This is a genomic window from Solimonas sp. SE-A11 (genome assembly GCF_030345715.1).
Classification (GTDB): domain Bacteria; phylum Pseudomonadota; class Gammaproteobacteria; order Nevskiales; family Nevskiaceae; genus Solimonas_A.
The window spans coordinates 64,916-86,650 of sequence record NZ_JAUASX010000017.1; the positions used below are offsets into that span (position 1 = coordinate 64,916).

Below are 21,735 nucleotides of genomic sequence, written 5' to 3' on the forward strand. Positions count from 1 at the left end.
GCCGCGGACCTACTGATTACGAATCAGTCGCTCTGCCGGCAACGCTACTCCGGCAGATTTTTTGCCAGGAAATCCAGCTGGTTGCCACCCATGATGCGGGTGATTTCGGGCTCGCTGAAGCCAGCGTCCATCAGGGCCTGTGTCACCAGCACCAAGCCGGTGGCGTCGAAGGGCACGGGCACCGCGCCGTCGAAGTCCGAGCCCAGGGCGACGTGCTGCAGGCCGATGGTCCGGACCACGTGGCGAATAGCGCGTGCCACGGCCGCGGCGTCGTTGCCGCAGATGGCGGTCTCCCAGTAGCCGATGCCGACCAGGCCACCGTTGGCGGCAATGCGGCGCAGTTGATCGTCGCTGAGGTTGCGGCGGTTGTCGCAGGTGCCCTTTACACCACCATGCGACACCACCACCGGGCGCGTGGCCATGGCCAGCACCTCGTCGATGGTCTTGGGCGAGGCATGCGCCAGGTCCACGATCATGCGGCGCTGTTCCATGCGCCGGATCATATCGCGGCCCTTTTCGGTGAGGCCGCCCTTGTTCACGCCATGTGCCGAGCCGGCCATCTCGTCGTCGAAGAAATGCGTGGGCGACATCATGCGAAAGCCCGCGTCGAACAGGGCATCGACATTGGCCGGATCGCCCTCCAGCACCTGTGCGCCTTCGATCGCCAGGACACCGGCGACCTGCCCGGGCTGCTGGGCACGGCGTTCCAGGAAGCCACGCAGCTCGGCCTGGGTGCCGACCACGCTGAAGCGGCCCTGCGAACGTGCCGCCATGTCGTGCAGGCGCTGGGCCTGGTACAGCGCTCGCTGCTTGAGGCTGCCCCAGGTGCGCGGCGGCCAGCCCTGCACGATGGCCAGCGGCAGGATGTTGTCGGTGCTGTCGTCGTTGTGCTCGATGTTGAGGCCGCGCGGCGTCTTGCTGACCACGGCGAAGACCTGCAGCGCCACGCCGCCCTCGGCCAGGCGCGGGATGTCGGTCTGGCCGCGCGAGCTGCGCAGCAGCAGGTCTCGCCCCCAGAGCAGTGGGTCGGCATGCAGGTCCGCCACCGCCAGGCGCGCGTGCAGCGCCTGCGCCTCCGGCGAGGCGCTGTAGGGCGGCCCTTGCAGCACCCGGTTCATGCCGCGCTCCACCTGCGCGGGCACCGCCAGCCTGACCGCCACCAGCAGCACGATCAGCGCGAGCAGGAAGAACCCGACGCCGCGGTGCTTGCGCGTCATGGTGGCTTACTGCCGCAGGAAGCGGCGGATCTTCAATGGGGAGCTGTACTGGCCGCTGTTGGCATCGAAATCGAAGTTGCGCAAGCTCACCACGAAATTGCCGTTGGCATCGCTGGCCAGAACGGCGGAATCTTCCCGCTGCTGCAGATCCGGCTCGACCATGAACACCACGCCGTCGGCCACACCTGTCGAGGTATAGGCCTGCCCATAGTTTTTGAACACGCCGGCCTGGCGCACCACCCATAGCGCCATGAAGGCGCCGTTGGGGCCGCCCGTCAACCGGGGAAAGGAGGGCGCGGTGCCGGGGCCGGGATTGATGATCTGGGTGATGGCGCCCTGCTTGCGTCCCTCGGCGTCGAAGCGCTGGAAGTAGGACTCGCAACCCTCCTGGCCGGCCTGCTTGCAGCCGGTCCAGGCGATCACCGAGCTGCCGTCGGCGTTCACCAGCAGGTTGGGCTGGTTACCCCAGAACGAGGCCAACTGCGACACCCGGGTGCGTAGGCCCCGGGCGCTGCCATCGGGGCCGTAGCGGCGCATCTGGACGGAGTTGGAAACGCCCACATAAGACTCGAAGGCCACGGTGAAGCCACCCGCGGCATCGACACCTACGCCGAAACTTCCGGGATAGCCGGCGAATCCCTGCAAGACCGGCACGCTGCTGTCGACGACGATCGCGGGGCCGCGCGGCAGGCCGTTGCTGCCGTACTGGCGAGCCATGACTTTGAGGGTCACCGTGTGGATGGTGCTGAGCGGAATCGGCAGGTCCGCGCTGTAGTTCCGGGTCTGCCAGGCGACGACATAGCTGCCGTCCACGCCCATGGCCACCGCCGTCGGAACCAGATTGTGGCCGTCACCCTGGGCTACGTGCTGGATGCTGCCGATGCGTGCACCATTGGCAGCGAATCGCTGTGCGTAGAAGTTGAAGCTCGCGTCCGGCTTGTTGCTGCCGGGAACCCGCCTGGACCAGGTCGCCACGAAGCCGCCCGTGGCATCCATGGCCAGCGCCGGCGCCCAGGGGCCGGTGCCGCCCGCGGGGTCCACCAGGATGGGAGCACCCTGCGGCACGCCGTTGGTGTCGTAGATGCGCAAGTAGAGCCCGCTGCCGCTGACGCGCTCCTCGTCCCAGGCGACGACGAAGCGGCCGGAGGCGCTACGCGCCACGGCATGTCCGTAACCCGACTGCGTGGTGATGGTGACCGGGGCACCCAGCGGCGTCGCGGCCTGTGCCGTTCCGGCGGACGCGCCAAGCACCAGCAACAGGGGTACCATCAGCCGGCGCAGGCCGGCGGGCGTCGCATTCGCGATCATGATTCGTCTCCTCGGACTTCTTGATCTTCACCGATCCATACAGGGCTGTCTAATCGGGCGCGGGCCAGGGCTAGCACCCTTGCCATGACCCCGGACTTCACATGGGCCGGAACGGGTACCCGGCCCTGCAGAACCGGCCGCGCCGGGTTAGGCTGCGCGTCCCAGGCCCCGACGTGGCCGGAGAAAAACATGTTCCAGTCCCTGCGTACCCCTGCCGCCTGCCTGCTGCTCGCCCTGCCCCTGATCGCTGCCGCCGGCAAGAAGACCGAGAAGGCCGATCTGGCCTGCATCGACGCCGAAAAGCCGGCCGAACCCTTCAGCGAGCACGACAAGTGGGGCATGGAGCGTTACGAAGCCGACCTGGCACGCTACAAGCGCGACCACGAGCGCTACCTGCGCTGCCTGGACCAGAAGGAAAAGGCCTCGCCAAACTCCCTGGGGCGCAAGCTGGACGACGCCATGGCCAACCCCAGCCAGATGCCGCCGCCGGCGACGCAGCTCCCCTCGCCCACGGAACCGCAGCCGCGCTGAGGCGGTCGCTCCGGTTCAGGGTAAGCAGACCCTAGTCGTCTGCCTCGGCCGCCTCGCGGCCACGCTGCCGGGCCTCGGCTTCAGCCCGCGCCTCGGCGATCTGGTCCAGCACGCCGTCGACGTCGGCGGCGGTTTCATCGTGCACGTAGCGCCCGGTCAGCGGCGTATCGGGCTTGAGCTCGGCGTCCTGGTACAGCTTCCAGATTTCGAAAGCGTACTCGGTGTCGAGCAACTCCGGCGCGAAGCGTCCGCAGTAGGCGGTCATGTTGTCCACGTCACGGCGCAGCATGCGGAAAGCGTTGTTGTTGCCCGAGGCATCCACCGCCTGCGGCAGGTCGATGATCACCGGGCCGTCTTCGGCCAGCAGCACGTTGAACTCGGAAAGGTCGCCGTGGATCAGCCCCGCGCACAGCATGCGCACGATCTGTCGGATCAGGAAGGCATGCCACTGGCGTGCCTCCTCCGGCTCCGGCGAGACATCGTTGAGGCGTGGCGCCACCTCGCCATCGGCGCCGCGCACCACTTCCATGAGTAGCACGCCTTCGTAGTAGCCATGCGGCTGCGGCACGCGCACGCCTGCGGCGACCAGCCGGTACAGGGCATCGACCTCGGCGTTCTTCCAGGCGGCCTCCTGTTCCCGGCGGCCGTGGCGGCTGCCCTTGCCCATGGCGCGGGCGTCGCGGCTGCCGCGGGCACGGCGGCCTTCCTGGTACTCGGCCAGCTTGTGGAAGCCGCGGTGCTCGGCCTCCTTGTAGACCTTGGCGCAGCGGACACTGCCGCCGCAGGAGACCAGGAAGACGGAGGCTTCCTTGCCGCTTTTGAGCTGTCGCAATACCGAGTCGACGATGCCGTCGTCGATCAGCGGCTGCAGGCCTTTTGGGGGTTTCATGCGCCATTGTGAACGATCGGGCGGGGGAAAGCCGGGGCCGGGCCGTTTAGAATGTGCGTCATACCACCTGTACGAGGCCCATCGCCCATGAACGAGATCGAAGCCGCCGTGCGCCAGTGGCTGGAGCGGGTCGTGATCGGCCTCAACCTTTGCCCCTTTGCCGCGCGCCCGGTGCTGGGCGGACGGGTGCGCGTGTTCGTCAGCGCCGCCACCACCGAGCTGGACCTGCTGACCGACCTGCAGCTGGAACTGGCGCGGCTGGACGAGACCCCTGTCGCGCAACTGGAGACCACACTGGTGGTGGCGCCACAGATGCTGGCGGACTTCCTCGACTACAACGACTTCCTGGACCGCGCCGACGAGCTGCTGCAGAGCTTCGAGTGGGACGGCACCTACCAGGTGGCCAGCTTCCATCCGCAGTACCAGTTCGACGGAACCGAGCCTGACGACCCGGAAAACCTGAGCAACCGCTCGCCCTACCCCATGCTGCACCTGCTGCGCGAGGACAGCGTGGAGGCGGCGGTGGAGGCACACCCGGACGTGGACGGCATCCCCGAGGCCAACATCCGCCGACTGCGCGGGCTGACGCCGGAACAGCGGCGGGAGTTGTTCGGTCTGTGACAGCGGTCCTTTGACCGCATGGCCCGGCGGCGCGATGCTCGTGCCTGACACCGGGAGGCGGCGATGAGACATCCCCTTGGCACCCAGATGGACCGCGGCATGCGGCTGGTGCTGCTGGCCATTTCCCTGCCCTGCCTGCTCGGCGCCGCCTGGCTGCTGGGCCGCGCGCTCTGGGACCGCCAGTTCGCCCAGGAAGCCATGGGCACGGTGGTGGCGGTTACCGGCGACGTGCCGGCCCTGGTGGTCTCGTTCGACACCGGCGGCGGCGTCATGCGGCAGGTGGAGAGCGCCGGCTCGGACCTGCACAAGAACTACCGCTCGGGAGACCGTATCCGCGTCTGGTTCGACCCCGCCCAGCTCCAGGACGCGCGCCTGGACATCTTCATCGACAACTGGCTGTTCCCGCTGATCCTCGGTGTGTTCGGCGGCTTCTTCGCGCTGCCGCTGCTGTTCATGTCGGGTGGTGGCTGCGACAAGGGTAGCCAACGACTGGCCAAGGGCGGCTCACGGGTGATGGCGGAGGTGACGGACCTGCGTCCGCACATCAGCCTCCACAGCCTGCCGCGCGGCGTCGGCGGCTTCTCGCTGGAAAGCACCGATGACGAGCACCACCTGCTGCACAACGGCCAGCCGCGCGATCCCTTCGACCCGATGGTGCAGCGCGAGCTTGGCCTGCGCTACATCGTCAGCGCCAAGTGGAAGGACCCACGCTCGGGCATCGAATACTTCTACGAAAGCGAACCCCTGGCCGAGGATGCCCAGCGCCTGCGACGCATGAAGCAACTGCCGGTGTTCATCGACCCCGAGAAGCCGCAGCGCTACCGGGTGGAGCTGCCCAGCCTGGCGGCGCATGTCGCGGCACGCGAGAACTCCGTGATCGAAGGCTAGCCGTGTGGCTCACGGCTCTTCACCCGGCACCTCGGCAAAGCCGCTGACGTACTCACGGATTACCTGCTGGTACTGCGCCAGCGGCAAGGCCCAGGGGTCCTGGTCCAGCAGCGGCAGCAGCAGGCCCTCGCGCAGGCGATTGAACTCGGCCGACAGGCGCGTGCCCTGCAGCGGGTCGCTGCGCAACGCAGGTGGGCGGCGGTGATGCGTGGCCTGCTCGTAGTCGTAGGCGATGCCGATAGCCGTGGGCTCGTCCCACTTGCGCGCCAGCACTTCGATGCCTTTGGGGACGCCGTCCGCGGTGATGCCCACCGGCACTACCACCGAGGGATTCTGCGTGGTGGAGCCGAAGTCGCAGGTGCGCGGGCTGGAGCCGGGGCGGATCAGCAGGGCATCCAGCCGCACTTCACCGCCGCCGGGCAGCGGGTAGTGATCCATGCGCTGCTGCACGTACTCACGCGTCAGGCGGTGCTGCTCCAGCTTGGCCGGGTCCGGCCCCTGGCGCGAATCCTCCAGCGCGGAAGACGCCACCGCCACCAGCGCCACCGGGCTGATCAGGCCGGTTTCCAGGATGCCGTCCACCGCCAGCAGCGAGCAGTGGTTGTCGCCGGGGTTCAATGCCGTCAGGCAGCGCCGCGGCGCGGCGTAGCCGTTCTCGGCCTCGAACTGGCGGAAGTACTCGTTCCACTCGTAGTGCATCGCCGAGGCCGCCACCGAGACGAAGTCCGGGAACTCCACGTCATAGACCTCCGCGCCCATGGTGCGCATCTGCGCGATGGCGGCCTCGATCAGTGCCAGGTGCTCGCCGCTGCCGGCCGCATCCAGCCCACCGAAGCTACGCACGAAGCCGATCTTGCGGCCCTTGAGGCCGTAGTGCGCGCGATCCAGGAAGCGCGTGTAGTCGGCAGGGCGCTGCGGGAAGGCGGCGTTCTCGTACTCCAGCGTCTTGGGGTCGCGCAGGTCCGGGCTGGCCATGGCGTTGAGCGCCAGCACGGCGTCGTGCAGCGTGCGCGCCATCGGCCCCGGCGCATCACGCGAGTGCGTCAGCGGAAAGACGCCGTGCTGCGACACCAGGCCTACGCTGGGGCGGATGCCGGCCAGGCCATTGACTGACGACGGGAAGCGGATCGACATGCAGGTGTCGGTGCCGGTGCCGATGGCGGCGAAGTTGGACGCGATGGACGCGCCGGTGCCGGAACTGGAGCCACCCGGGTCCTGGCGCGTGTCGTAGGGGTTTCGCGTCAGCGGCCCGCGGCCGCTGGTGCCGCCGACCGTGAAGGCGAATTCGTCCTGGTTGGCCTTGCCCAGGATCAGTGCACCGGCAGCGCGCAACCCCGCCACGGAATGGGCATCCACGGAGGACTGGTGCCCCAGCATCGAATACGAACCCGAGCTGGAGGGATGATCGTAGGTGTCGTAGTTGTCCTTGAGCAGCATCGGCACGCAATGCAGGGGACGATTGCCGATGCCATGGTCCTGCGCATAGAGCGCGTCCAGCGCCACGGCCTCGGCCCTGGCGGCCGGGTTGATGCGCAGCACGGCCTGCACCGGCAGTCCGCCAGCCTGGGGCACATCATCGATGGCCAGGATGCGGGCGACATAGAGGTCATGCAGCGCCACGCAAGTCAGGCGCGAGCCGTCGGCCAGTACCCGGCGTCCGGCGAAGGCCTCGTGGATGTCGGCGACGGTCGCCTCCTCCAGCACAAAGGGCGCGGGTTCGACGGGGGCTGGAGCAGACGGCGTGGAGGAATTGCAGGCACACAGCAGCGTGGCCGCACAGACGGGGAACAGCAGGCGAAAAAACACGAAGGGATTCCGGTCGGGAGACGCGGAATCCCTCGCACAGGTCGTGCCGGCCCGTGACCGGGCCGGCAGACGCGGATCAGCGCTGGTAGTTCTTCACGAAGTTCCAGACCTCGTCGGTGGCCTGGATGTCGGTGCTGGTCTTGCCGATCAGGTTCACCGGCAGGTACTGCGTGCCGCCCGGCCAGGTGTGGCCACCGTTGTTGACACGATACAGGCGCACTTCCTTGCTGCCGCAGCCGTAGCGGAACAGGTCGATGCTGGTGCCGTCGTTGGTGGAGTCCAGTGTCTGCTGGGTCGGGTTCAGGCCGCAGCCCAGCTTGGCGGTCCACAGGCCCACCGCACTGTCCACGGACTGCAGCGCGAGGGCGCTGTTGCCGGCCCAGGGCACGACGGGATCGGTGGTGCCGTGCACGAACATCACCGGGCGCGGCGTGGTCGGCGCACAGGCGTTGTAGAGGCCGCGGGTGATGCTGGTGGAGACGAAGGCAAAGGCGGCGATGCGGTCCGACAGTTCACAGGCCAGGCGCTCGGTCATGAAGCCGCCGTTGGAGAAGCCCGCGGCGTAGCTGCGGTTGGCGTCGAGACCGAAGTCCTCCTGCATGATGTCGAGGATGCGATCGGCGAAGCCGACGTCGTCCAGGCCGGGATTCAGGCCCGGGTTGTCGTCCCAGGTGTTGTCGTAGTACTGCGGCAGCACGGCCCAGTAACCCTGGGCGGCAACCGACTTGGAGAGGTTGGTGATGGTGGCGTGGCCTTCGGCGTTGCCGCCGCGGCCGTGCAGCACCAGCATCAGCGGCGCGCCCGCCACCGCCGGCTCGGGGCGCACCACCGTGAAGGTGCGGACCAGGCCGTTGTGCTCCAGGGTCACGTCGAAGGCCGCGGTCTTGGCGGCCAGCACGAGGTTGTTGCCGTGGATCTTCACCACGGTACCGATGTTCTTCGGCGCCACCAGGGTGGGCCCCACCGTATAGTTGCCGTCGGTGGCTGCCGCCGTTGCGCTCATTGCCAGTGCCATCAGCGCGCCTGCCCAGGTTGCCAGTTTCATCCCTACTCTCCTCAGTGCCTGTCGAGTAGATCATCTGTACCGGAAGTCGGTGGATAACCTACAGCCACAGTAAGCGCTTTCCTACACTCAAGTCGCAAGCGAAGACCGATTGACGTATGGCTCCGCCGGATGACCGGCAAATGCGGCACTGCGATCACCCTGCAGGAAGCTGACCTGGGTGCAGCAGGGACCAATGAACGAGAAAGCCCCGGGGGAAACCCGGGGCCTTCGCCACCACGTCACCTTGCGCCAGGCGGCGCCACGCTTGCCCGCTATGCCGCAAGCCCTGACCGATTGGCATCGTACTCAGCCAGGTAATCGGCAAGTTCCAGCACCGAAAGCTCCGGCGAAAGGTCGATCCGGGCGAAAGCGGAGACGGCGTGACGGTCGATACGGGCCAGCGACGGATCGTGCGCGCCCTGCAGCTGCAGCACCGAGACGATCACCACGTCCAGGTAGTCGGCGGGACCGTCGTGGGTGCGGTAGACGTCCTCCTGGTAGTAAGGCACGTCGATCAGCGCCTCTGGGAAATTCCAGGCCTGCAGCACCAGGCGACCCACACGCGCGGAAAGCCGGCGCAGCACTGAGTCCAGGGCGGCTGGCGACTCGCTGAGCTCCGTCTGCGACTCCGCCAGCTTCAGGATCGGCAGCACCCCGATCTCATGTACCAGGCCGGCCAGCATCGCGATCTCGGGCTTGAGCACGGTGCAGTGCTTGGCCAGCACCTGCGCCAGCGCCGCCACTTCGGTGCTGCGCACCCAGCTGCGCCGCAGCCGCTGCTGCAGCCAGGGAGACTTGGAGACGAACAGGTGCTCCACCGCCAGGCCGGTCACCAGCAAGCGCGTCATCTGCAAACCCAGGCGCGTCACCGCCTGCGCGAGGTTGTCGATGCGCCGGCCATTGGCCTGCCCGATGGCGCTGTTGGCTACGCGCAGCAGGCGCACGGCCATCGCCGGGTCCTTGGCGATTTCCGCCGCCAGGAGATTGACGGAGACATCATCGCGCCGGCTCATGTCGCTGATGCGCAGCGCGACTTCAGGCAGCGTCGGCAGCGTCAGGCGATCGTGCGTGAGTGCATCGACGACGCTGCGGTAGAAACGGTCTTCGGCGGACATGGGGCGGGCTCCGGTTGCCAGGGGTCGCCCGCTTATCGGCACGCACACGCAAGGCTTGAGGCCCGCGTGTGCGGCCGGTCACATTGTGACGATCAGTGGAGCCTCAGGCCGTAACGGCAGCCGCCTGCGCCTCATGCTCGCGGTCCAGCAGCACCCGGCCCAGGCGCTGGCGGCCGTGAAGCTCGGTGTAGGTACCGTCGCGCCAGGCCATGCGCCCGGCGATCATCACGTGGCTGACCACGCCGTCGGAGCGGTTGACCAGCTGGTTGGCCTGGAAGATGTCGCGCCAGATGTAGCGCACGCCGGCGTCGGAGTCGTAGGCGCGCAGCGCCTCGGGGTCCATGACGACGATGTCTGCTTGTGCGCCGGGCTTGAGCGTGCCCACGTTGAGCCCGAAGAACTCGGCAGGCTCCTGTGTCAGGCGATGCACCGCGTAGGCCACCTTCTCCAGCCCGTCCTCCTGCGCGAACTGCAGCATGCGCAGGTTGCCGTCGTAGAAGGCCATGTTGGTCAGGTGCGCGCCGCTGTCGTTGAAGCCGGGCAGCAGCTTGGGGTTGAACAGAAGGGCCTTGGTGGTCTCGCGATCGCGGTTGGCCGTCACCGTCCACCAGCGCAGCGCGGTGTCGAAGCGGCGCAGCAGGTGCAGCAGGAAATCACAGTCGTCGCCGGCCGGCTTGGGGAAGCTGGCGAAGGTCTCGCGCTCGGCCTCGCTGCGAGCACCCTCGCCCGAGGCCTGCCAGCGCTGCAGGCGCTCGTAGACCTGCTGCAGGCTCTCGCCGCTCCACTCCGGCACCGGGCAGGTCTCGATGTGCATGTCGGCCAGCTCGCGCGTCAGCACGTTGTCGTCCATGCGCAGGCGGCGCTTGAGGCGCGCCAGGCTGAAGCCGGTCTTGCCATGCGTCCACATGCGGCGGAATTCCTGCTGCCAGGCCGGGTCGGACATGATCTGCAGACGGCCCTCGCGGTCGTCCAGGTCACGCTCGTTGAGGCGACGCAGCACGGGAATCTCCTCGGCGATCGGCGTGATCACGCCGTCGCTCCAGAGCTTGAACGGTGCCGCCAGCGCCTGGAAGCGGAAGTGGCCGTTGAGGAAGCGCGAGTTGAGCATGCGCGACAGCAGCAGGCCCATGCGCAGCAGCGACTTGTTGGTGACGATGTCGATGGCCGCCACCGCGGTCACCTTCAGCGGGCGGCCGAACAGGCGGCCCGAGGTCAGCAGGAAGTTGCGGAATACGCCGATCTTGCTGTCCTTGGGCGGCGTGGCCTGCCAGACGCGGCCCCAGCGGCGCACGAGGTTGGTGAGGAACTTCAGCTCGCCGTAGCGCGCGAACTGCGTGGGAATCTGCTTCTGCGTGTTGGGCTGGTTGGCCAGGAAGTGGAACGGCAGCGCGTCGGTGGAGAAGCCGACGTAGCCTTCACGCAGGGCCTTCTCCACCAGCTCGCCCATGCGCGCCAGTTCATTCGCGGTGGGTTCACGGCTGATGCTGTCCTGCAGGCCCATGACCTCGATGCGCAGCATCGAGTGCGGGATCATCGGCACGATGTTGGGCGCCAGCGGCAGGTCGCTGAAGTGGTCCAGGTAGGCCTTGGAGTCGTTCCAGTTCACGCGGTCGCCGACCTTGCGCAGCACGTGCTTAGGCACGTTCTCCACGCGGGCGAAGCAGTCGACGATGGGATCGGTGCCGTCGCGGCGCAGCGCGCCGTAGGCCAGGCCCAGGCTGCAGTTGGCCACCACCACGGTGGTGGTGCCGTGGCGCACCGCTTCGGGCAGACCCGGTTCCAGCTCCACCTCGAGATCGAAATGCGTGTGGATGTCGAGCAGGCCCGGCATCAGCCAGCGGCCAGCCACGTCCACGGTCTCGGCGGCCTGCTGTTCCGGCAGCCCGCTGCCGATCGCGGCGATGCTGCCGTCGCGCACCGCCACGTCCTGCAGCTGCGGCTTGGCGCCGCTGCCGTCGAACACCAGTGCATTCCGGAACAGCACATCCCACCGCATCCCGCCGCCATCCATGTACCCACTCCTGCCGGATTCTTTCGACCGGGATCATAAGCAGGACTTTCACAGTGGCGGATGGGAAATTCGCCTCTCATGCGAGTAGGGGATTCACCCGTCGCGCAGCGCTAGCGCCCATTCCTCCGACCAGCGTTGCAGCGGCCCGAACAGCGCCAACAGCTCGCGGCCGCGGGCACTCAGGGCATAGCCGCCCTCGCCCGCCTCCACGATCAGCGCCTCGCGCAGTTCCGCCAGGCGCTGGTTGAGTACCGAAGGCGACATGCCCGAACAGGCGGCCTGCAGGGCGCGGAAGGACATGGCGCCGTCACGCAGCTCCCAGACCACCCGCAGGGTCCAGCGCCGGCCGAGCAGGTCCAGCAGGGCCATGATGGGGCGGCCGGACGCCGAGCCGCGGACGGGATGGTCGATGAGGGTCATGTTGCGCTACGAATTCAGAAGCAATATGCTTCGATTATCGTAGCATCCCGGAGAAGTCCGTGTCTGTCACTGCCCGAATCGAGGCCCTGCCCCTGCCTCTGGCCCCGCCACTGGAGACGGCGCTCGCCACGGTCATGCGCGGCGCCCCGCCGCTGCTGATCTTCCGCACGGTGGCGCACAACCCGCGGGTGCTGGAGCGCATGCTGGCCGGCGGCCTGCTGGACCGCGGCAGCATCCCGCTGCGCCTGCGTGAGCTGATGATCCTGCGCAGCACGGCGCGCTGCGGAGCCGAGTACGAGTGGGGCGTGCATGCGGCGATCTACGGCGACAAGGCCGGCTTCACGCCCGCGGAGCTGCAGGCCTCGGTGCATGGCACGGCGGACGCGCCGGAATGGGGGGCGCAGGAGCAGCTCGTGCTGCGCCTGGCCGATGCCCTGCACGAGCGCCATGACGTGGATGATGCCCTGTGGACGGACCTGCGTGCCGCCTTCGCCGAGGACCAGCTGATCGAGCTGACCATGCTGGCGGGGCTGTATCACGCGGTGTCCTACCTGGTGAACCTCACGCGCGTGCCGCGCGAGGCTTTCGCGCCGGGCTTTCCGGCGGCGGCCTGAACGAAAGAGCCCCGGCAATGCCGGGGCTCTTTCGTGCTGCGGACCGCTCAGATGTGGCTGAGCCACTCCGGGTACTGGCTGCTCTCGCCCTTGACCAGCTGCAGATACTGCTTCTGCAGCTTCTCGGTGATCGGCCCGCGCGAGCCGCTGCCGATGGGGCGGTTGTCCACCTCGCGGATCGGGGTCACTTCGGCGGCGGTGCCGGTGAAGAAGGCCTCGTCGGCCACGTAGACCTCGTCACGCGTGATGCGGCGCTCCACGATCTTCAGGCCGTTGTCCTGCGCCAGCTGCATCACGGTGCGGCGGGTGATGCCGTCCAGGCAGGCGGTCAGGTCCGGGGTGTGAAGCTCGCCGCGGATCACCAGGAAGATGTTCTCGGCGCTGCCCTCGGCGATGTAGCCCTGGGTGTCCAGGGTCAGGGCCTCGTCGTAGCCGTCGCGCAGCACTTCGTTCAGGGCCATCATCGAGTTGATGTAGTTGCCGTTGGCCTTGGCACGCAGTGTGGCGGCGTTCGGATGGTGGCGGTTGAATGAGCTGGTCTTGACGCGGATGCCGCGCTCCATGTTCTCGGCGCCCAGGTAGGCGCCCCAGGTCCAGGCGGCGACAATGACGTGGGTCTTGAGGTTGTCGGCGCGCAGGCCCATGCCCTCCGCTCCGTAGAACACCATCGGGCGCAGGTAGGCGGACTCCAGCTTGTTGGCCCGCAGCACGTCCAGCTGGGCCTGGTTCAGCACGTCCTCGGACCAGGGCATCTTCATGCCCAGGATCTTGGCGGAGTTGAACAGGCGACGGGTGTGCTCTTCCAGCCGGAAGATCGCCGTGCCCTTGGGGGTCTTGTACGCCCGCACGCCTTCGAAGCAGCCCACGCCGTAGTGCAGCGAGTAGGTCAGTACGTGGGTCGTGCACTCGCGCCAGGGCTTGAGTTCGCCGTCGTACCAGATGAAGCCGTCGCGGTCGGCGAAGGTGCTCATGGATCGTTTACCTGTCAGGAATCAGTGTCGGGGTCTGCCGCGGAAGCGGCCGAAGCCCTCTATTATAGGCAATCCTGCCCCTTCACTGCCCAAGAATGGCCCTGATGGCCCTGACCGATTCGCTCCCCGTCCGCGGCTCGCAGCCCCGCATCCTGATCGTGCGCCTGTCGGCGCTGGGGGACATCGTCTTCGCCACGAGCCTGCTGGAGGGCCTGCGTCGCCGCTTTCCGCAGGCCCACATCGCCTGGCTGGCCCAGACCGGCTTTGGCGGCGTGCTGGACGGCGATCCCCGCCTGGATGAATTGATCACGGTCCCACGCGACACCCTGCGGTCGCCGGCTGCCCTGTTGCGCCTGCGCCGCCGGCTGACCGAGTCTCGGTACGATTGGGTCATCGACTGCCAGGGGCTGCTGAAATCCCGCGTCTTCGCCAGCCTGGCCGGCGGCGCCACGCGCATCGGCTTCGACTCCAAGGAGCCCGGCAGCTTCCTGCTGCACCACCCCATGGCGAAGGGCGGCATCGACTGGGATATCGCCCCCGAATACCGCCACCTGGCGCAGCAGCTCACCGGTCAGGAGGCACCCCCCCCCACCTTGCGGGTCAGCGACACGATCCGCGACACGGTGGCAGAGGGCATGGCCCATCGCGGCCTGGCGCCCGGCTTCATCGCCCTCTGCCCCTTCACCACCCGGCCGCAGAAGCACTGGTTCGAGGAATACTGGCCGCAACTGGCGCAGTTGCTTGCCGACCAGGGCCTGGGTCCCTTCGTGGTCTTCGGTGGGCCTGCGGACCGTGGCACGGCCGAGCGCATCCATCCCCAGCTGCCGCCGGGCAGCTACAACCTGGCCGGGGAAACCCGCCTGCCCGAACTGGGCGGCTGGCTGTCCCAGGCCGGGCTGGTGATCGGCGTGGATACCGGCCTGACCCACATCGGCATCGCGGTGCGCCGGCCCACGCTGGCGCTGTTCGGCTCCACCTGCCCCTATACCCGGGGCGCCGACTCGCCGCTCACGGTGATGTATGACGCGCTGCCCTGCGCGCCCTGCCGGCGCGACCCGACCTGCGGCGGCCAGTGGACCTGCATGCGCCAGCTGACCCCGATCCGCGTGGCCGCCGAGGCCCTCAAGCTGCTGAAGACCCCATGAAGATCGTCCACGTCGAAACCGGCATGCATCTCTACGGCGGCGCGCAGCAGGTGGCCTACCTGCTGCGGGGCCTGTCGGAACAGGGCGTCGACAACGTGCTGGTCTGCCCGCCCGGCGCCAGCATCGGCCAGCATTTCGCCGGCAGCGCGGTGAAGGTCATCGAGACGCCCTGCAAGGGCGACCTGGACCTGGGCTTCATCGAGCGGCTCAAGCGCGTCCTGCTGGACGAAAAACCTGACCTGGTGCACCTGCACAGCCGCCGCGGTGCCGACGTGCTGGGCGGGCTCGCCGCCGGCCGCGCCAAGGTGCCGGCCATCCTCTCCCGCCGGGTGGACAACCCGGAGTCACGCCTGGCGGCCTGGCTCAAGTACCGCCTCTACGGCCGGGTGATCTGCATCTCGCAGGGCATCGCCGACGTGCTGCTGTCGGAGGGCGTGGAACCGTCACGCGTGCGCGTGGTGCGCAGCGCGGTGGATGCCAGCCCCTGGCTGAACCCGGAGCCTCGCGCCGCCTTCTGCGCCGAGTTCGGCCTGCCGGAAGAACCACCACTGCTCGGGGTGGTGGCGCAGTTGATCGAGCGCAAGGGCCACCGCTACCTGTTCGAGGCCCTGGCGGCACTCAAGGAGCGCCAGGCCTTCAGCCTGGTGGTATTCGGCCAGGGGCCGCTGCGCGAGGAGCTGGAGGCCCTGGCGAACAGCCTGGGCCTTGCGGAGCGCATCCGTTTCGCCGGCTTCCGCAAGGACCTGCCGCGCTGGCTCGGCGGCCTGGACCTGCTGGTGCATCCGGCGCTGATGGAGGGCCTGGGCGTGTCGCTGCTGCAGGCCTCCGCGGCGGGTGTGCCGATCATCGCCTGCCGTGCCGGCGGCATGCCGGAGGCGGTGCGCGACGGCGTCAGCGGCCTGCTAGTGCCGCCTGGCGACAGCGCCGCGCTGCGCGAGGCGCTGCAGGGGTTGCTGGAGAAGCCCGCGCGCCGCCAGGAGCTGGGGCGCAACGGCCGCCGGCTGGCACTGGAAGAGTTCTCCGCCGAGGTGATGGTGGCGGGCAACCTCGGCGTGTATCGCGAACTGCTCGGGCGCTAGCGCTTGCGCCCGGCCAGCACCGAGATGCGCTCGCCGAGGTCCTCGTAGTCGCCGAGCTGGCGCAGGGCAACATCGGGAAACAGCTGCTGGTACCAGGCCAGCGAGCGGAACTGCCAGTGCTTGCTATCCGGCTTCTCGGCGGTGTTCTCCACCAGGAACAGCAGGCCGCCCGGCTTGAGCACGCGCGTGAACTCCGCCACCGTCGACGGCAGCGCGCTTTCGGCGATGCCGCCGAGCACCAGGCAGCACCAGATCACATCCACAGAGCCGTCGGCCAGCGGGATGCGTCCGTCGCGGCTGACGCGGTACTCCGTATTGGGCGCCGCGGGCGCGATGTCGAGCAGGTGCTGGATCGGGTCGACACCCACGGCCTGCCCGCCGAGCAGTTGTGCCAAACCGCCGGTGAAGCGGCCAGGGCCACAGCCGAAATCCAGCAGGGTCTGCTCACCGCCGACCAGCTCCGCCTTGAGCATCGGGAACAGGATGCCTTTCTGCCACTCGGTGACGGCGTCCACTTCCTCGCGGGAATGGCCGAGGTTCAGCACCGAGCGCACGCCGTGCTTGCGGGCGCGCTTCTCCCAGTAGCGCAGAGGATCTTCCTTCCAGAGCGAGGTCAGGGACTGCAGCAGCTTCTTCATGTCTGGATGTCTCCGCTCTCAGGGCGTGCCGCGATAGATCGCCGCCAGGCGCTGGCCTTGCACGGCGGCGTCGTATTCCTGCTCGATGTGCCGGCGCCCGGCATCGAGCCAGCCGCGCCACTGTGCCGCGTCGGCCGACAGCCAGCGGCGGATCGCTTCGGTGATGCCGTCCACGTCGCGCTCCTGCGCCAGCCAGCCGGTCTGGCCGTGACGGATGACCTCGGGGATGTCGCAATGGAAGCTGCTGACCACGGCGATGCCGCTGGCCGCGGCATCGGTCAGCGACACCGGAGCACCGCCTTCGCTGTCACCGTCGGCGGCGGTGACGCTGGGCGCCAGGAACAGGTGGTTGGCTTCGAACTCCGCGCGCAGCACGGCAAAGGGCTGGTAGCCCAGCAGCCGCGTGACCGGCCCCAGGCCATGCCGTCGGATGCCGTCGAGGATCTTCTGCTTCTCCTGCTTGCCGGCCTCGGTGGGCTCGGCGTCGCCGATGATGGTGACCTGCAGCGGCAACTCGCGCTGGATGCGGCCCAGCGCCTCGATGGCATAGGGGATGCCCTTCTTCTCGCGGAAGCTGGCCGCGATCAGCACCTTCAGCGGTTCGCCCGGCGTCCAGAGGCGCGGGCGATAGGGCACGGCGGACACATCCACGCCCAGGTGCTGCACGCGTATCTTCTCCGGCGGGCAGCCCAGTTGCTCCAGCGAACGCCCCATCGCGCTGCCCTCGCAGAGGAACAGCGTGTCGGGCTCGGCGAACAGCTGCGGATACCGCTGGCGCCAGACCGGCTTGGACTTCGGCAGCTTCGACATGTCCTGGCCGTAGAAGGTCACCACGTGCCGGCAGCCGGCGCGGCGCACGGCCTCGCGCACGGTCCAGCCGTTGTTGCCGAAATGCGAGTGCACCACCGCCGGCCTGATCGCGCGCAACTGCTCGGTGAGATAGGGAAAACCGTCGCGCGAGCCGAAGGCATAGCGCAGCTTGTAGAGCAGATACGGGCCCAGGCCTTCCTGCTTCAGGCTGTGGATGTTCGGTACCTCGAACTGGGCGAGGTTGCGCGTGCTGCGACAGACCACGTGGCTCTCCACCCCGGGCGGCAGGTTGCGGACCTGGCTGTACAACCAGGTCTGCGTCTGCGGCAGCCAGGACGGCGCGTACTGGACGACCTTGAGCGACGTGTCGGTCATGGGAGCGGAACGTTCAGTGGCGCTGCAGCAGTACCGAGCGGACCATGCCGATGACGTACTCGACATCCGCATCCGTCAGCTTGGGCGAGATCGGCAGGCTGACTGTGCGTTGGCCGATGCTCAGCGAGTTCGGGCAATCCCCGGGACGCCAGCCCAGCGCCTGCTGGTAATAGGGATGCTCCGGCAGGCTAAGGTAGTGCACGCCGACGCCGATCTTGCGTGCCGTCATCGCATCGAGGAAGGCGTCGCGGGAGATCACCCCCGGGGCCTGGTCGATCAGCAGCGTGTAGAGATGGTAGGCGTGGCGGGTATCGGGCTCGTCGGCCGCGGGTCGCGTCACCGGCAGGTCGGCGAAGGCCTCCTGGTAGCGGGCCCAGATCTGCGCACGGCGCTCCCAGCTGGCCTGCACGCGCGCCAACTGGTGGATGCCGATGGCCGCCTGCAGGTCCATCATGTTGTACTTGTAACCCGCCTCCACCACCTGGTAGTGCTTGAAGCCGGAGTCGCTAAAACGCTTCCAGGCATCCTTGCTCATGCCGTGCAGCGCCAGGGTCTTCACGCGCGCCATGCCGGCGGCATCGCGGCCCATGACCATGCCGCCCTCGCCCGTCACCACGTTCTTGGTGACGTAGAAGCTGAAGCAGCCGAAGTCGCCGAAGGTGCCGGCATGCCGGCCGTGGTACTCGGTTTCGATGGCGTGGGCGCAGTCCTCGATCACGTGCAGCTTATGCCGGTCCGCGATCGCCATCAGCGCATCCATGTCGCAGGGGCGGCCGGCGAAGTGCACCGGCAGGATCGCGCGCGTGCGCGGCGTGATCGCCGCTTCCACCGCCTTGGGGTCGATGTTGTAGGAATTCGGGTCTACGTCCGCCACCACCGGCTTCAGGCCCGAATGCAGGATGGTGTTGACCGTGGCGCAGAAGGTCATCGGCGTGGTGATGACCTCGGAGCCCGGCTCCAGGCCCAGCGCCATCAGGCTCAGGTGCAGCGCCGCGGTGCAGGAGTTCACCGCCGCCGCCTGCGGCGGCTCGATGCCCTTGTAGGCGGCGAAGTCACGCTCGAAGCGAGCGACCTTGGGGCCGGTGCCCATCCAGCCCGACTTCATGGAATCGACGACTTCGTCGATCTCCTCCTGCCGTACTTCGGGTGCACCGAAAACCAGGAAATCGTCTCTCAGCTTCATGACTCTTTATGCCTTGATCGTGTTCTTGCAGGGAACGCTCAGAATACCTGTTCGTCGAGCAGGCGCATCAGGTAGGCGCCATAGCCGCTCTTGACCAGCGGCCGCGCCAGGTCGCGCAACTGCCCGGCGGTGATGAAGCCGCTGCGGTAGGCCACTTCCTCCGGCGCCGAGATCTTCAGGCCCTGGCGCTTCTCCAGCGTCTGGATGAAGACGCCCGCCTCCAGCAGCGAGTCGTGGGTGCCGGTGTCCAGCCAGGCCATGCCGCGACCCATCGACTCCACGGTGAGGTCGCCGCGCTTCAGGTAGAGGCCATTGAGGTCGGTGATCTCCAACTCGCCGCGCGGCGAGGGCTTGAGGCTGCGCGCCAAATCCACCACGTTCTTGTCGTAGAAGTACAGGCCGGTGACGGCGTAGCGGGACTTGGGCTGGGCCGGCTTCTCCTCGATCGACAGGACCTTGCCGTTGGCGTCGAAGTCGATCACGCCGTAGCGCTCGGGATCGTTGACCGGATAGGCGAACACCGTGGCGCCGCTCTTCTGCGCCGCGGCTCGCTGCAGCGACGCGATCAGTCCGTGGCCGTAGAAGATGTTGTCGCCCAGCACCAGCGCGCAGCCCTCGCCGCCGATGAACTCCTCGCCGATCAGGAAGGCCTGGGCCAGCCCGTCCGGCTTGGGCTGCACCGCGTACTGCAGGCGGATGCCCCACTGGCTGCCGTCGCCGAGCAGTTGCTCGAAGCGAGGTGTGTCCTGCGGCGTGGAGATGACCAGGATGTCGCGGATGCCCGCCAGCATCAGGGTGCTCAGCGGGTAGTAGACCATCGGCTTGTCGTAGACCGGCAGCAACTGCTTGGACACTGCCTGCGTCGCCGGATACAGGCGCGTGCCGCTGCCGCCCGCCAGGATGATTCCCTTCATGCCTTGTTGCCTCCCAGTCCCAGCCGCTCGCGGCCGTAAGCTCCTTGCACGCTCCGGCACCAGTCCATGTGGTCCAGGTACCAGGTCACCGTCTTGCGGATGCCGCTCTCGAAGGTCTCCTGCGGCCGCCAACCCAGTTCGCGCTCGATCTTCGAGGCGTCGATGGCATAGCGCAGGTCGTGGCCCTTGCGGTCCTCCACGTAGGTGATCAGGCGCTCATGCGGCCGCCCCAGCGGGTCCGGGCGCAGCTCGTCGAGCAGCGCACAGAGTTGGCGCACTAGGTCGATGTTGCGCTTCTCGTTGTGCCCACCGATGTTGTACTGCGCCCCGTTGGCCGCTTCAGTGAAGACCTTCCACAGGGCCCGGGCGTGATCCTCCACGTGTAGCCAGTCGCGCACGTTGGAGCCGTTGCCGTAGACCGGCAGCGGTTTGCCCTCCAGCGCATTGAGGATCATCAGCGGGATCAGCTTCTCCGGGAACTGGTAGGGCCCGTAGTTATTGGAGCAGTTGGTCATCACCACCGGCAGGCCGTAGGTGTGATGCCAGGCGCGCACGAGATGGTCCGAGCCCGCCTTGCTGGCCGAGTACGGCGAGTTGGGGGCGTAGGCCGTGGTCTCGGTGAAATAGCCGGTGTCGCCCAGGCTGCCGAAGACCTCGTCCGTGGAGACGTGGTGGAAGCGGAAGGCCTGGCGACGCTCCGCGGACAGCGGCTGCCAATAAGCCCGCGCAGCCTCCAGCAAGCGCAGGGTGCCGACAACGTTGGTCTGGATGAAGTCGTCGGGGCCGTCGATGGAGCGGTCCACGTGGGATTCCGCCGCCAGGTGGATCACGCCGTCGGGCTGGTGCTCGCGGAACACCCGCTCCAGCGCCGCAACGTCACGGATATCGGCCTTCTCGAAGCGATAGCGCGCATTGCCCGCCGCGTCTTCCAGCGAGTCGAGGCTGGCGGCGTAGGTCAGGCAGTCGAGATTGACGATCGAATGATCGGTGCTGCGCAGCAGGTGGCGGATCAAGGCCGACCCGATGAACCCCGCTCCTCCGGTGATCAGTATTTTCATGAGTGCTTATCAGTTGCGGCGCCATGCCTGCGCGCCGGCAGGTTCAGTCCAGGATGCGGATACCGACGGCACGGTAGATATCGAGGATCGCATTGCCGGAAAAACCCGGGGGCACCAGCGTTGCCACGTTCACGTCCGCCCCCAGGCAACGCAGGTAGATCAGTGCGCTGGTCAGCATCCCGACGACCTCCGTGCCCTTCAGCAGGGGCGCAAGGATCTCCAAGGGCAGGCGCTGGGGAATCTCGATCACCCCGGCCTCCGGCAGGCGCAGCGGCAACTCGCGCGAACGCGGATGGCGCTTGATCGCCACGGTGCCGCCCGCAGCAATCGTGCGATCCACCAGCGTCTGCAGTTGTTCGAGGATCGCGGGTTGCTCCCGCATCAACGAATCGTGCGGCAATGCCAGCAGCAACTGGATTCCATCCAGGGCTGCGGGGTCCAGCCCGGCGCGCAGGTTGGCCTCGGCGCACACCGCCTGGACCTGGGGCAACTGGAACCATGCCGGGTCGATCCGGCGCAAGGGCTTGGCGCGCAGCCCTTCGTGCACCTGATCGGGCAGCACCACCCAGGCCTCGCGCACGGCAACGGCCACGCCGAGGTAGGGCTCACGCTCCGTGGGGATACCGTAGAGCAGGCTGCGGAATCCGCTCGCAATCGCCCGCACGAATGCGGAGCCCGGCACTGTCGACGCCGCCAGTGTCGAATAGCTCGCGGTCCCGTCGTCGACATAGGCGCCGGTCGCCTTCGGACAGGCCGCCAGTGCGGCGAAGAACTCGGCACGGCGATCGTTGCCCACGGCCACGTAGGCTGGCTCGAACTGCCGCGCGTAGTCCATCACCTCGCGCATCCGCGCGCGCGCATGCGTCAGCTTCAGCAACGGCTTCTTGCCGATCTGGGAGAAGCGACGCGTCTCGACGAAGGGTTTCGGACGCAACGCCTCGATGGCTTCGGCGATGAAATCGCGGTCGCCATCACGCTGGTCGATCAGGGCGAGCGAGCAGCGTGCATTGAAAAGAGCGCCGGCGGCGATGCCGAGCGCCCAGAGACTGTGCAGCGGCGTCGATGCAAGGAACAAGACGTTGGACATGCTAGGCGGC

General features: G+C 67.9%; 21 protein-coding genes. 6 read left to right on the top strand and 15 right to left on the bottom strand.

The features are described 5' to 3' along the window. Positions 1-44: 44 nt before the first annotated feature. Positions 45-1,217 carry a dipeptidase gene (locus QT386_RS17720; RefSeq protein ID WP_289275076.1) on the bottom strand — a complete coding sequence of 391 codons (1,173 nt, stop codon included), beginning with the start codon at positions 1,215-1,217 and terminating at the stop codon, positions 45-47. Between the two features lie 6 nt (positions 1,218-1,223). Continuing rightward, positions 1,224-2,525, bottom strand: coding sequence for a hypothetical protein (locus QT386_RS17725; RefSeq protein WP_289275077.1), 1,302 nt, complete (start codon positions 2,523-2,525; stop codon positions 1,224-1,226). 189 nt (positions 2,526-2,714) lie between these two features. Here QT386_RS17725 and QT386_RS17730 point away from each other — a divergent pair, with 189 nt between their 5' ends. After that, a complete protein-coding gene (locus QT386_RS17730) occupies positions 2,715-3,056 on the top strand; it encodes a hypothetical protein (RefSeq protein ID WP_289275078.1) in 342 nt (113 codons plus the stop codon). A gap of 31 nt (positions 3,057-3,087) precedes the next feature. Here QT386_RS17730 and QT386_RS17735 read toward each other — a convergent pair whose 3' ends face one another. Then, on the bottom strand, positions 3,088-3,945 hold the full coding sequence (locus QT386_RS17735; RefSeq protein ID WP_289275079.1) for a PA4780 family RIO1-like protein kinase: 858 nt from the start codon (positions 3,943-3,945) through the stop codon (positions 3,088-3,090). A gap of 87 nt (positions 3,946-4,032) precedes the next feature. Here QT386_RS17735 and QT386_RS17740 point away from each other — a divergent pair, with 87 nt between their 5' ends. Then, positions 4,033-4,566 carry a DUF1415 domain-containing protein gene (locus tag QT386_RS17740; RefSeq protein WP_289275080.1) on the top strand — a complete coding sequence of 178 codons (534 nt, stop codon included), beginning with the start codon at positions 4,033-4,035 and terminating at the stop codon, positions 4,564-4,566. A gap of 63 nt (positions 4,567-4,629) precedes the next feature. Further along, entirely contained in the window at positions 4,630-5,454 is an 825-nt protein-coding gene (locus QT386_RS17745; protein WP_289275081.1) for a DUF3592 domain-containing protein, read from the top strand. A 9-nt stretch (positions 5,455-5,463) separates the two neighbouring features. Here the strand turns inward: QT386_RS17745 and QT386_RS17750 are convergent, their stop codons facing one another. The 5 genes from QT386_RS17750 to QT386_RS17770 all read right to left on the bottom strand — a co-directional run bounded on the left by QT386_RS17750 (position 5,464) and on the right by QT386_RS17770 (position 11,851). After that, positions 5,464-7,260 (bottom strand): amidase family protein, encoded by a 1,797-nt coding sequence (locus QT386_RS17750; protein ID WP_289275082.1) that lies wholly within the window; start codon positions 7,258-7,260, stop codon positions 5,464-5,466. Between the two features lie 76 nt (positions 7,261-7,336). Further along, positions 7,337-8,305 (bottom strand): PHB depolymerase family esterase, encoded by a 969-nt coding sequence (locus tag QT386_RS17755; protein WP_289275083.1) that lies wholly within the window; start codon positions 8,303-8,305, stop codon positions 7,337-7,339. Between the two features lie 272 nt (positions 8,306-8,577). Next, positions 8,578-9,420 carry an HDOD domain-containing protein gene (locus QT386_RS17760; protein ID WP_289275084.1) on the bottom strand — a complete coding sequence of 281 codons (843 nt, stop codon included), beginning with the start codon at positions 9,418-9,420 and terminating at the stop codon, positions 8,578-8,580. A gap of 103 nt (positions 9,421-9,523) precedes the next feature. Continuing rightward, complete coding sequence (locus QT386_RS17765; protein ID WP_289275085.1) at positions 9,524-11,431, bottom strand: amidohydrolase family protein; 1,908 nt, start codon at positions 11,429-11,431, stop codon at positions 9,524-9,526. A gap of 93 nt (positions 11,432-11,524) precedes the next feature. Continuing rightward, entirely contained in the window at positions 11,525-11,851 is a 327-nt protein-coding gene (locus QT386_RS17770; RefSeq protein WP_289275086.1) for a helix-turn-helix domain-containing protein, read from the bottom strand. Between the two features lie 59 nt (positions 11,852-11,910). Here QT386_RS17770 and QT386_RS17775 point away from each other — a divergent pair, with 59 nt between their 5' ends. Next, positions 11,911-12,465 carry a carboxymuconolactone decarboxylase family protein gene (locus QT386_RS17775; protein ID WP_289275087.1) on the top strand — a complete coding sequence of 185 codons (555 nt, stop codon included), beginning with the start codon at positions 11,911-11,913 and terminating at the stop codon, positions 12,463-12,465. Between the two features lie 47 nt (positions 12,466-12,512). On the opposite strand, the gene QT386_RS17780 is transcribed toward QT386_RS17775, so the two are convergent. Then, entirely contained in the window at positions 12,513-13,436 is a 924-nt protein-coding gene (locus QT386_RS17780; protein WP_289275088.1) for a branched-chain amino acid transaminase, read from the bottom strand. Between the two features lie 104 nt (positions 13,437-13,540). Here QT386_RS17780 and QT386_RS17785 point away from each other — a divergent pair, with 104 nt between their 5' ends. Both QT386_RS17785 and QT386_RS17790 read left to right on the top strand, forming a co-directional pair. Further along, positions 13,541-14,581, top strand: coding sequence for a glycosyltransferase family 9 protein (locus QT386_RS17785; RefSeq protein WP_289275089.1), 1,041 nt, complete (start codon positions 13,541-13,543; stop codon positions 14,579-14,581). Then, entirely contained in the window at positions 14,578-15,660 is a 1,083-nt protein-coding gene (locus tag QT386_RS17790) for a glycosyltransferase family 4 protein (protein ID WP_289275090.1), read from the top strand. Before QT386_RS17785 ends, QT386_RS17790 begins: the two co-directional genes overlap by 4 nt. Here the strand turns inward: QT386_RS17790 and QT386_RS17795 are convergent. From QT386_RS17795 to QT386_RS17820, 6 genes are read right to left on the bottom strand one after another with little or no spacing between them, the layout of a single operon-like run. Next, the gene (locus tag QT386_RS17795) at positions 15,657-16,298 is read right to left on the bottom strand and encodes a class I SAM-dependent methyltransferase (RefSeq protein WP_289275091.1); all 642 of its coding nucleotides are present in this window, start codon (positions 16,296-16,298) and stop codon (positions 15,657-15,659) included. The genes QT386_RS17790 and QT386_RS17795 overlap by 4 nt on opposite strands. An 18-nt stretch (positions 16,299-16,316) precedes the next feature. Next, positions 16,317-17,483, bottom strand: coding sequence for a glycosyltransferase (locus QT386_RS17800; RefSeq protein ID WP_289275092.1), 1,167 nt, complete (start codon positions 17,481-17,483; stop codon positions 16,317-16,319). 13 nt (positions 17,484-17,496) lie between these two features. Then, positions 17,497-18,666 (bottom strand): DegT/DnrJ/EryC1/StrS aminotransferase family protein, encoded by a 1,170-nt coding sequence (locus QT386_RS17805; RefSeq protein ID WP_289275093.1) that lies wholly within the window; start codon positions 18,664-18,666, stop codon positions 17,497-17,499. 38 nt (positions 18,667-18,704) lie between these two features. After that, a complete protein-coding gene (rfbA, locus tag QT386_RS17810; RefSeq protein ID WP_289275094.1) occupies positions 18,705-19,580 on the bottom strand; it encodes a glucose-1-phosphate thymidylyltransferase RfbA in 876 nt (291 codons plus the stop codon). Then, entirely contained in the window at positions 19,577-20,638 is a 1,062-nt protein-coding gene (gene rfbB, locus QT386_RS17815; protein ID WP_289275095.1) for a dTDP-glucose 4,6-dehydratase, read from the bottom strand. The genes rfbA and rfbB overlap by 4 nt, the downstream gene beginning before the upstream one ends. 43 nt (positions 20,639-20,681) lie before the next feature. Next, positions 20,682-21,725, bottom strand: a complete 1,044-nt coding sequence (locus QT386_RS17820; RefSeq protein WP_289275096.1) for a polysialyltransferase family glycosyltransferase — start codon at positions 21,723-21,725, stop codon at positions 20,682-20,684. Between the last annotated feature and the right edge of the window lie 10 nt (positions 21,726-21,735).

Excerpts from the sequence above, each read along its gene's own strand:
- QT386_RS17720 (WP_289275076.1), bottom strand. The coding sequence starts at position 1,217 with ATGACGCGCAAGCACCGCGGCGTCGGGTTCTTCCTGCTCGCGCTGATC.
- QT386_RS17725 (WP_289275077.1), bottom strand. The coding sequence starts at position 2,525 with ATGATCGCGAATGCGACGCCCGCCGGCCTGCGCCGGCTGATGGTACCC.
- QT386_RS17730 (WP_289275078.1), top strand. The coding sequence starts at position 2,715 with ATGTTCCAGTCCCTGCGTACCCCTGCCGCCTGCCTGCTGCTCGCCCTG.
- QT386_RS17735 (WP_289275079.1), bottom strand. The coding sequence starts at position 3,945 with ATGAAACCCCCAAAAGGCCTGCAGCCGCTGATCGACGACGGCATCGTC.
- QT386_RS17740 (WP_289275080.1), top strand. The coding sequence starts at position 4,033 with ATGAACGAGATCGAAGCCGCCGTGCGCCAGTGGCTGGAGCGGGTCGTG.
- QT386_RS17745 (WP_289275081.1), top strand. The coding sequence starts at position 4,630 with ATGAGACATCCCCTTGGCACCCAGATGGACCGCGGCATGCGGCTGGTG.
- QT386_RS17755 (WP_289275083.1), bottom strand. The coding sequence starts at position 8,305 with ATGAAACTGGCAACCTGGGCAGGCGCGCTGATGGCACTGGCAATGAGC.
- QT386_RS17760 (WP_289275084.1), bottom strand. The coding sequence starts at position 9,420 with ATGTCCGCCGAAGACCGTTTCTACCGCAGCGTCGTCGATGCACTCACG.
- QT386_RS17765 (WP_289275085.1), bottom strand. The coding sequence starts at position 11,431 with ATGGATGGCGGCGGGATGCGGTGGGATGTGCTGTTCCGGAATGCACTG.
- QT386_RS17770 (WP_289275086.1), bottom strand. The coding sequence starts at position 11,851 with ATGACCCTCATCGACCATCCCGTCCGCGGCTCGGCGTCCGGCCGCCCC.
- QT386_RS17780 (WP_289275088.1), bottom strand. The coding sequence starts at position 13,436 with ATGAGCACCTTCGCCGACCGCGACGGCTTCATCTGGTACGACGGCGAA.
- QT386_RS17785 (WP_289275089.1), top strand. The coding sequence starts at position 13,541 with ATGGCCCTGACCGATTCGCTCCCCGTCCGCGGCTCGCAGCCCCGCATC.
- QT386_RS17790 (WP_289275090.1), top strand. The coding sequence starts at position 14,578 with ATGAAGATCGTCCACGTCGAAACCGGCATGCATCTCTACGGCGGCGCG.
- QT386_RS17795 (WP_289275091.1), bottom strand. The coding sequence starts at position 16,298 with ATGAAGAAGCTGCTGCAGTCCCTGACCTCGCTCTGGAAGGAAGATCCT.
- QT386_RS17800 (WP_289275092.1), bottom strand. The coding sequence starts at position 17,483 with ATGACCGACACGTCGCTCAAGGTCGTCCAGTACGCGCCGTCCTGGCTG.
- QT386_RS17805 (WP_289275093.1), bottom strand. The coding sequence starts at position 18,666 with ATGAAGCTGAGAGACGATTTCCTGGTTTTCGGTGCACCCGAAGTACGG.
- rfbA (WP_289275094.1), bottom strand. The coding sequence starts at position 19,580 with ATGAAGGGAATCATCCTGGCGGGCGGCAGCGGCACGCGCCTGTATCCG.
- rfbB (WP_289275095.1), bottom strand. The coding sequence starts at position 20,638 with ATGAAAATACTGATCACCGGAGGAGCGGGGTTCATCGGGTCGGCCTTG.
- QT386_RS17820 (WP_289275096.1), bottom strand. The coding sequence starts at position 21,725 with ATGTCCAACGTCTTGTTCCTTGCATCGACGCCGCTGCACAGTCTCTGG.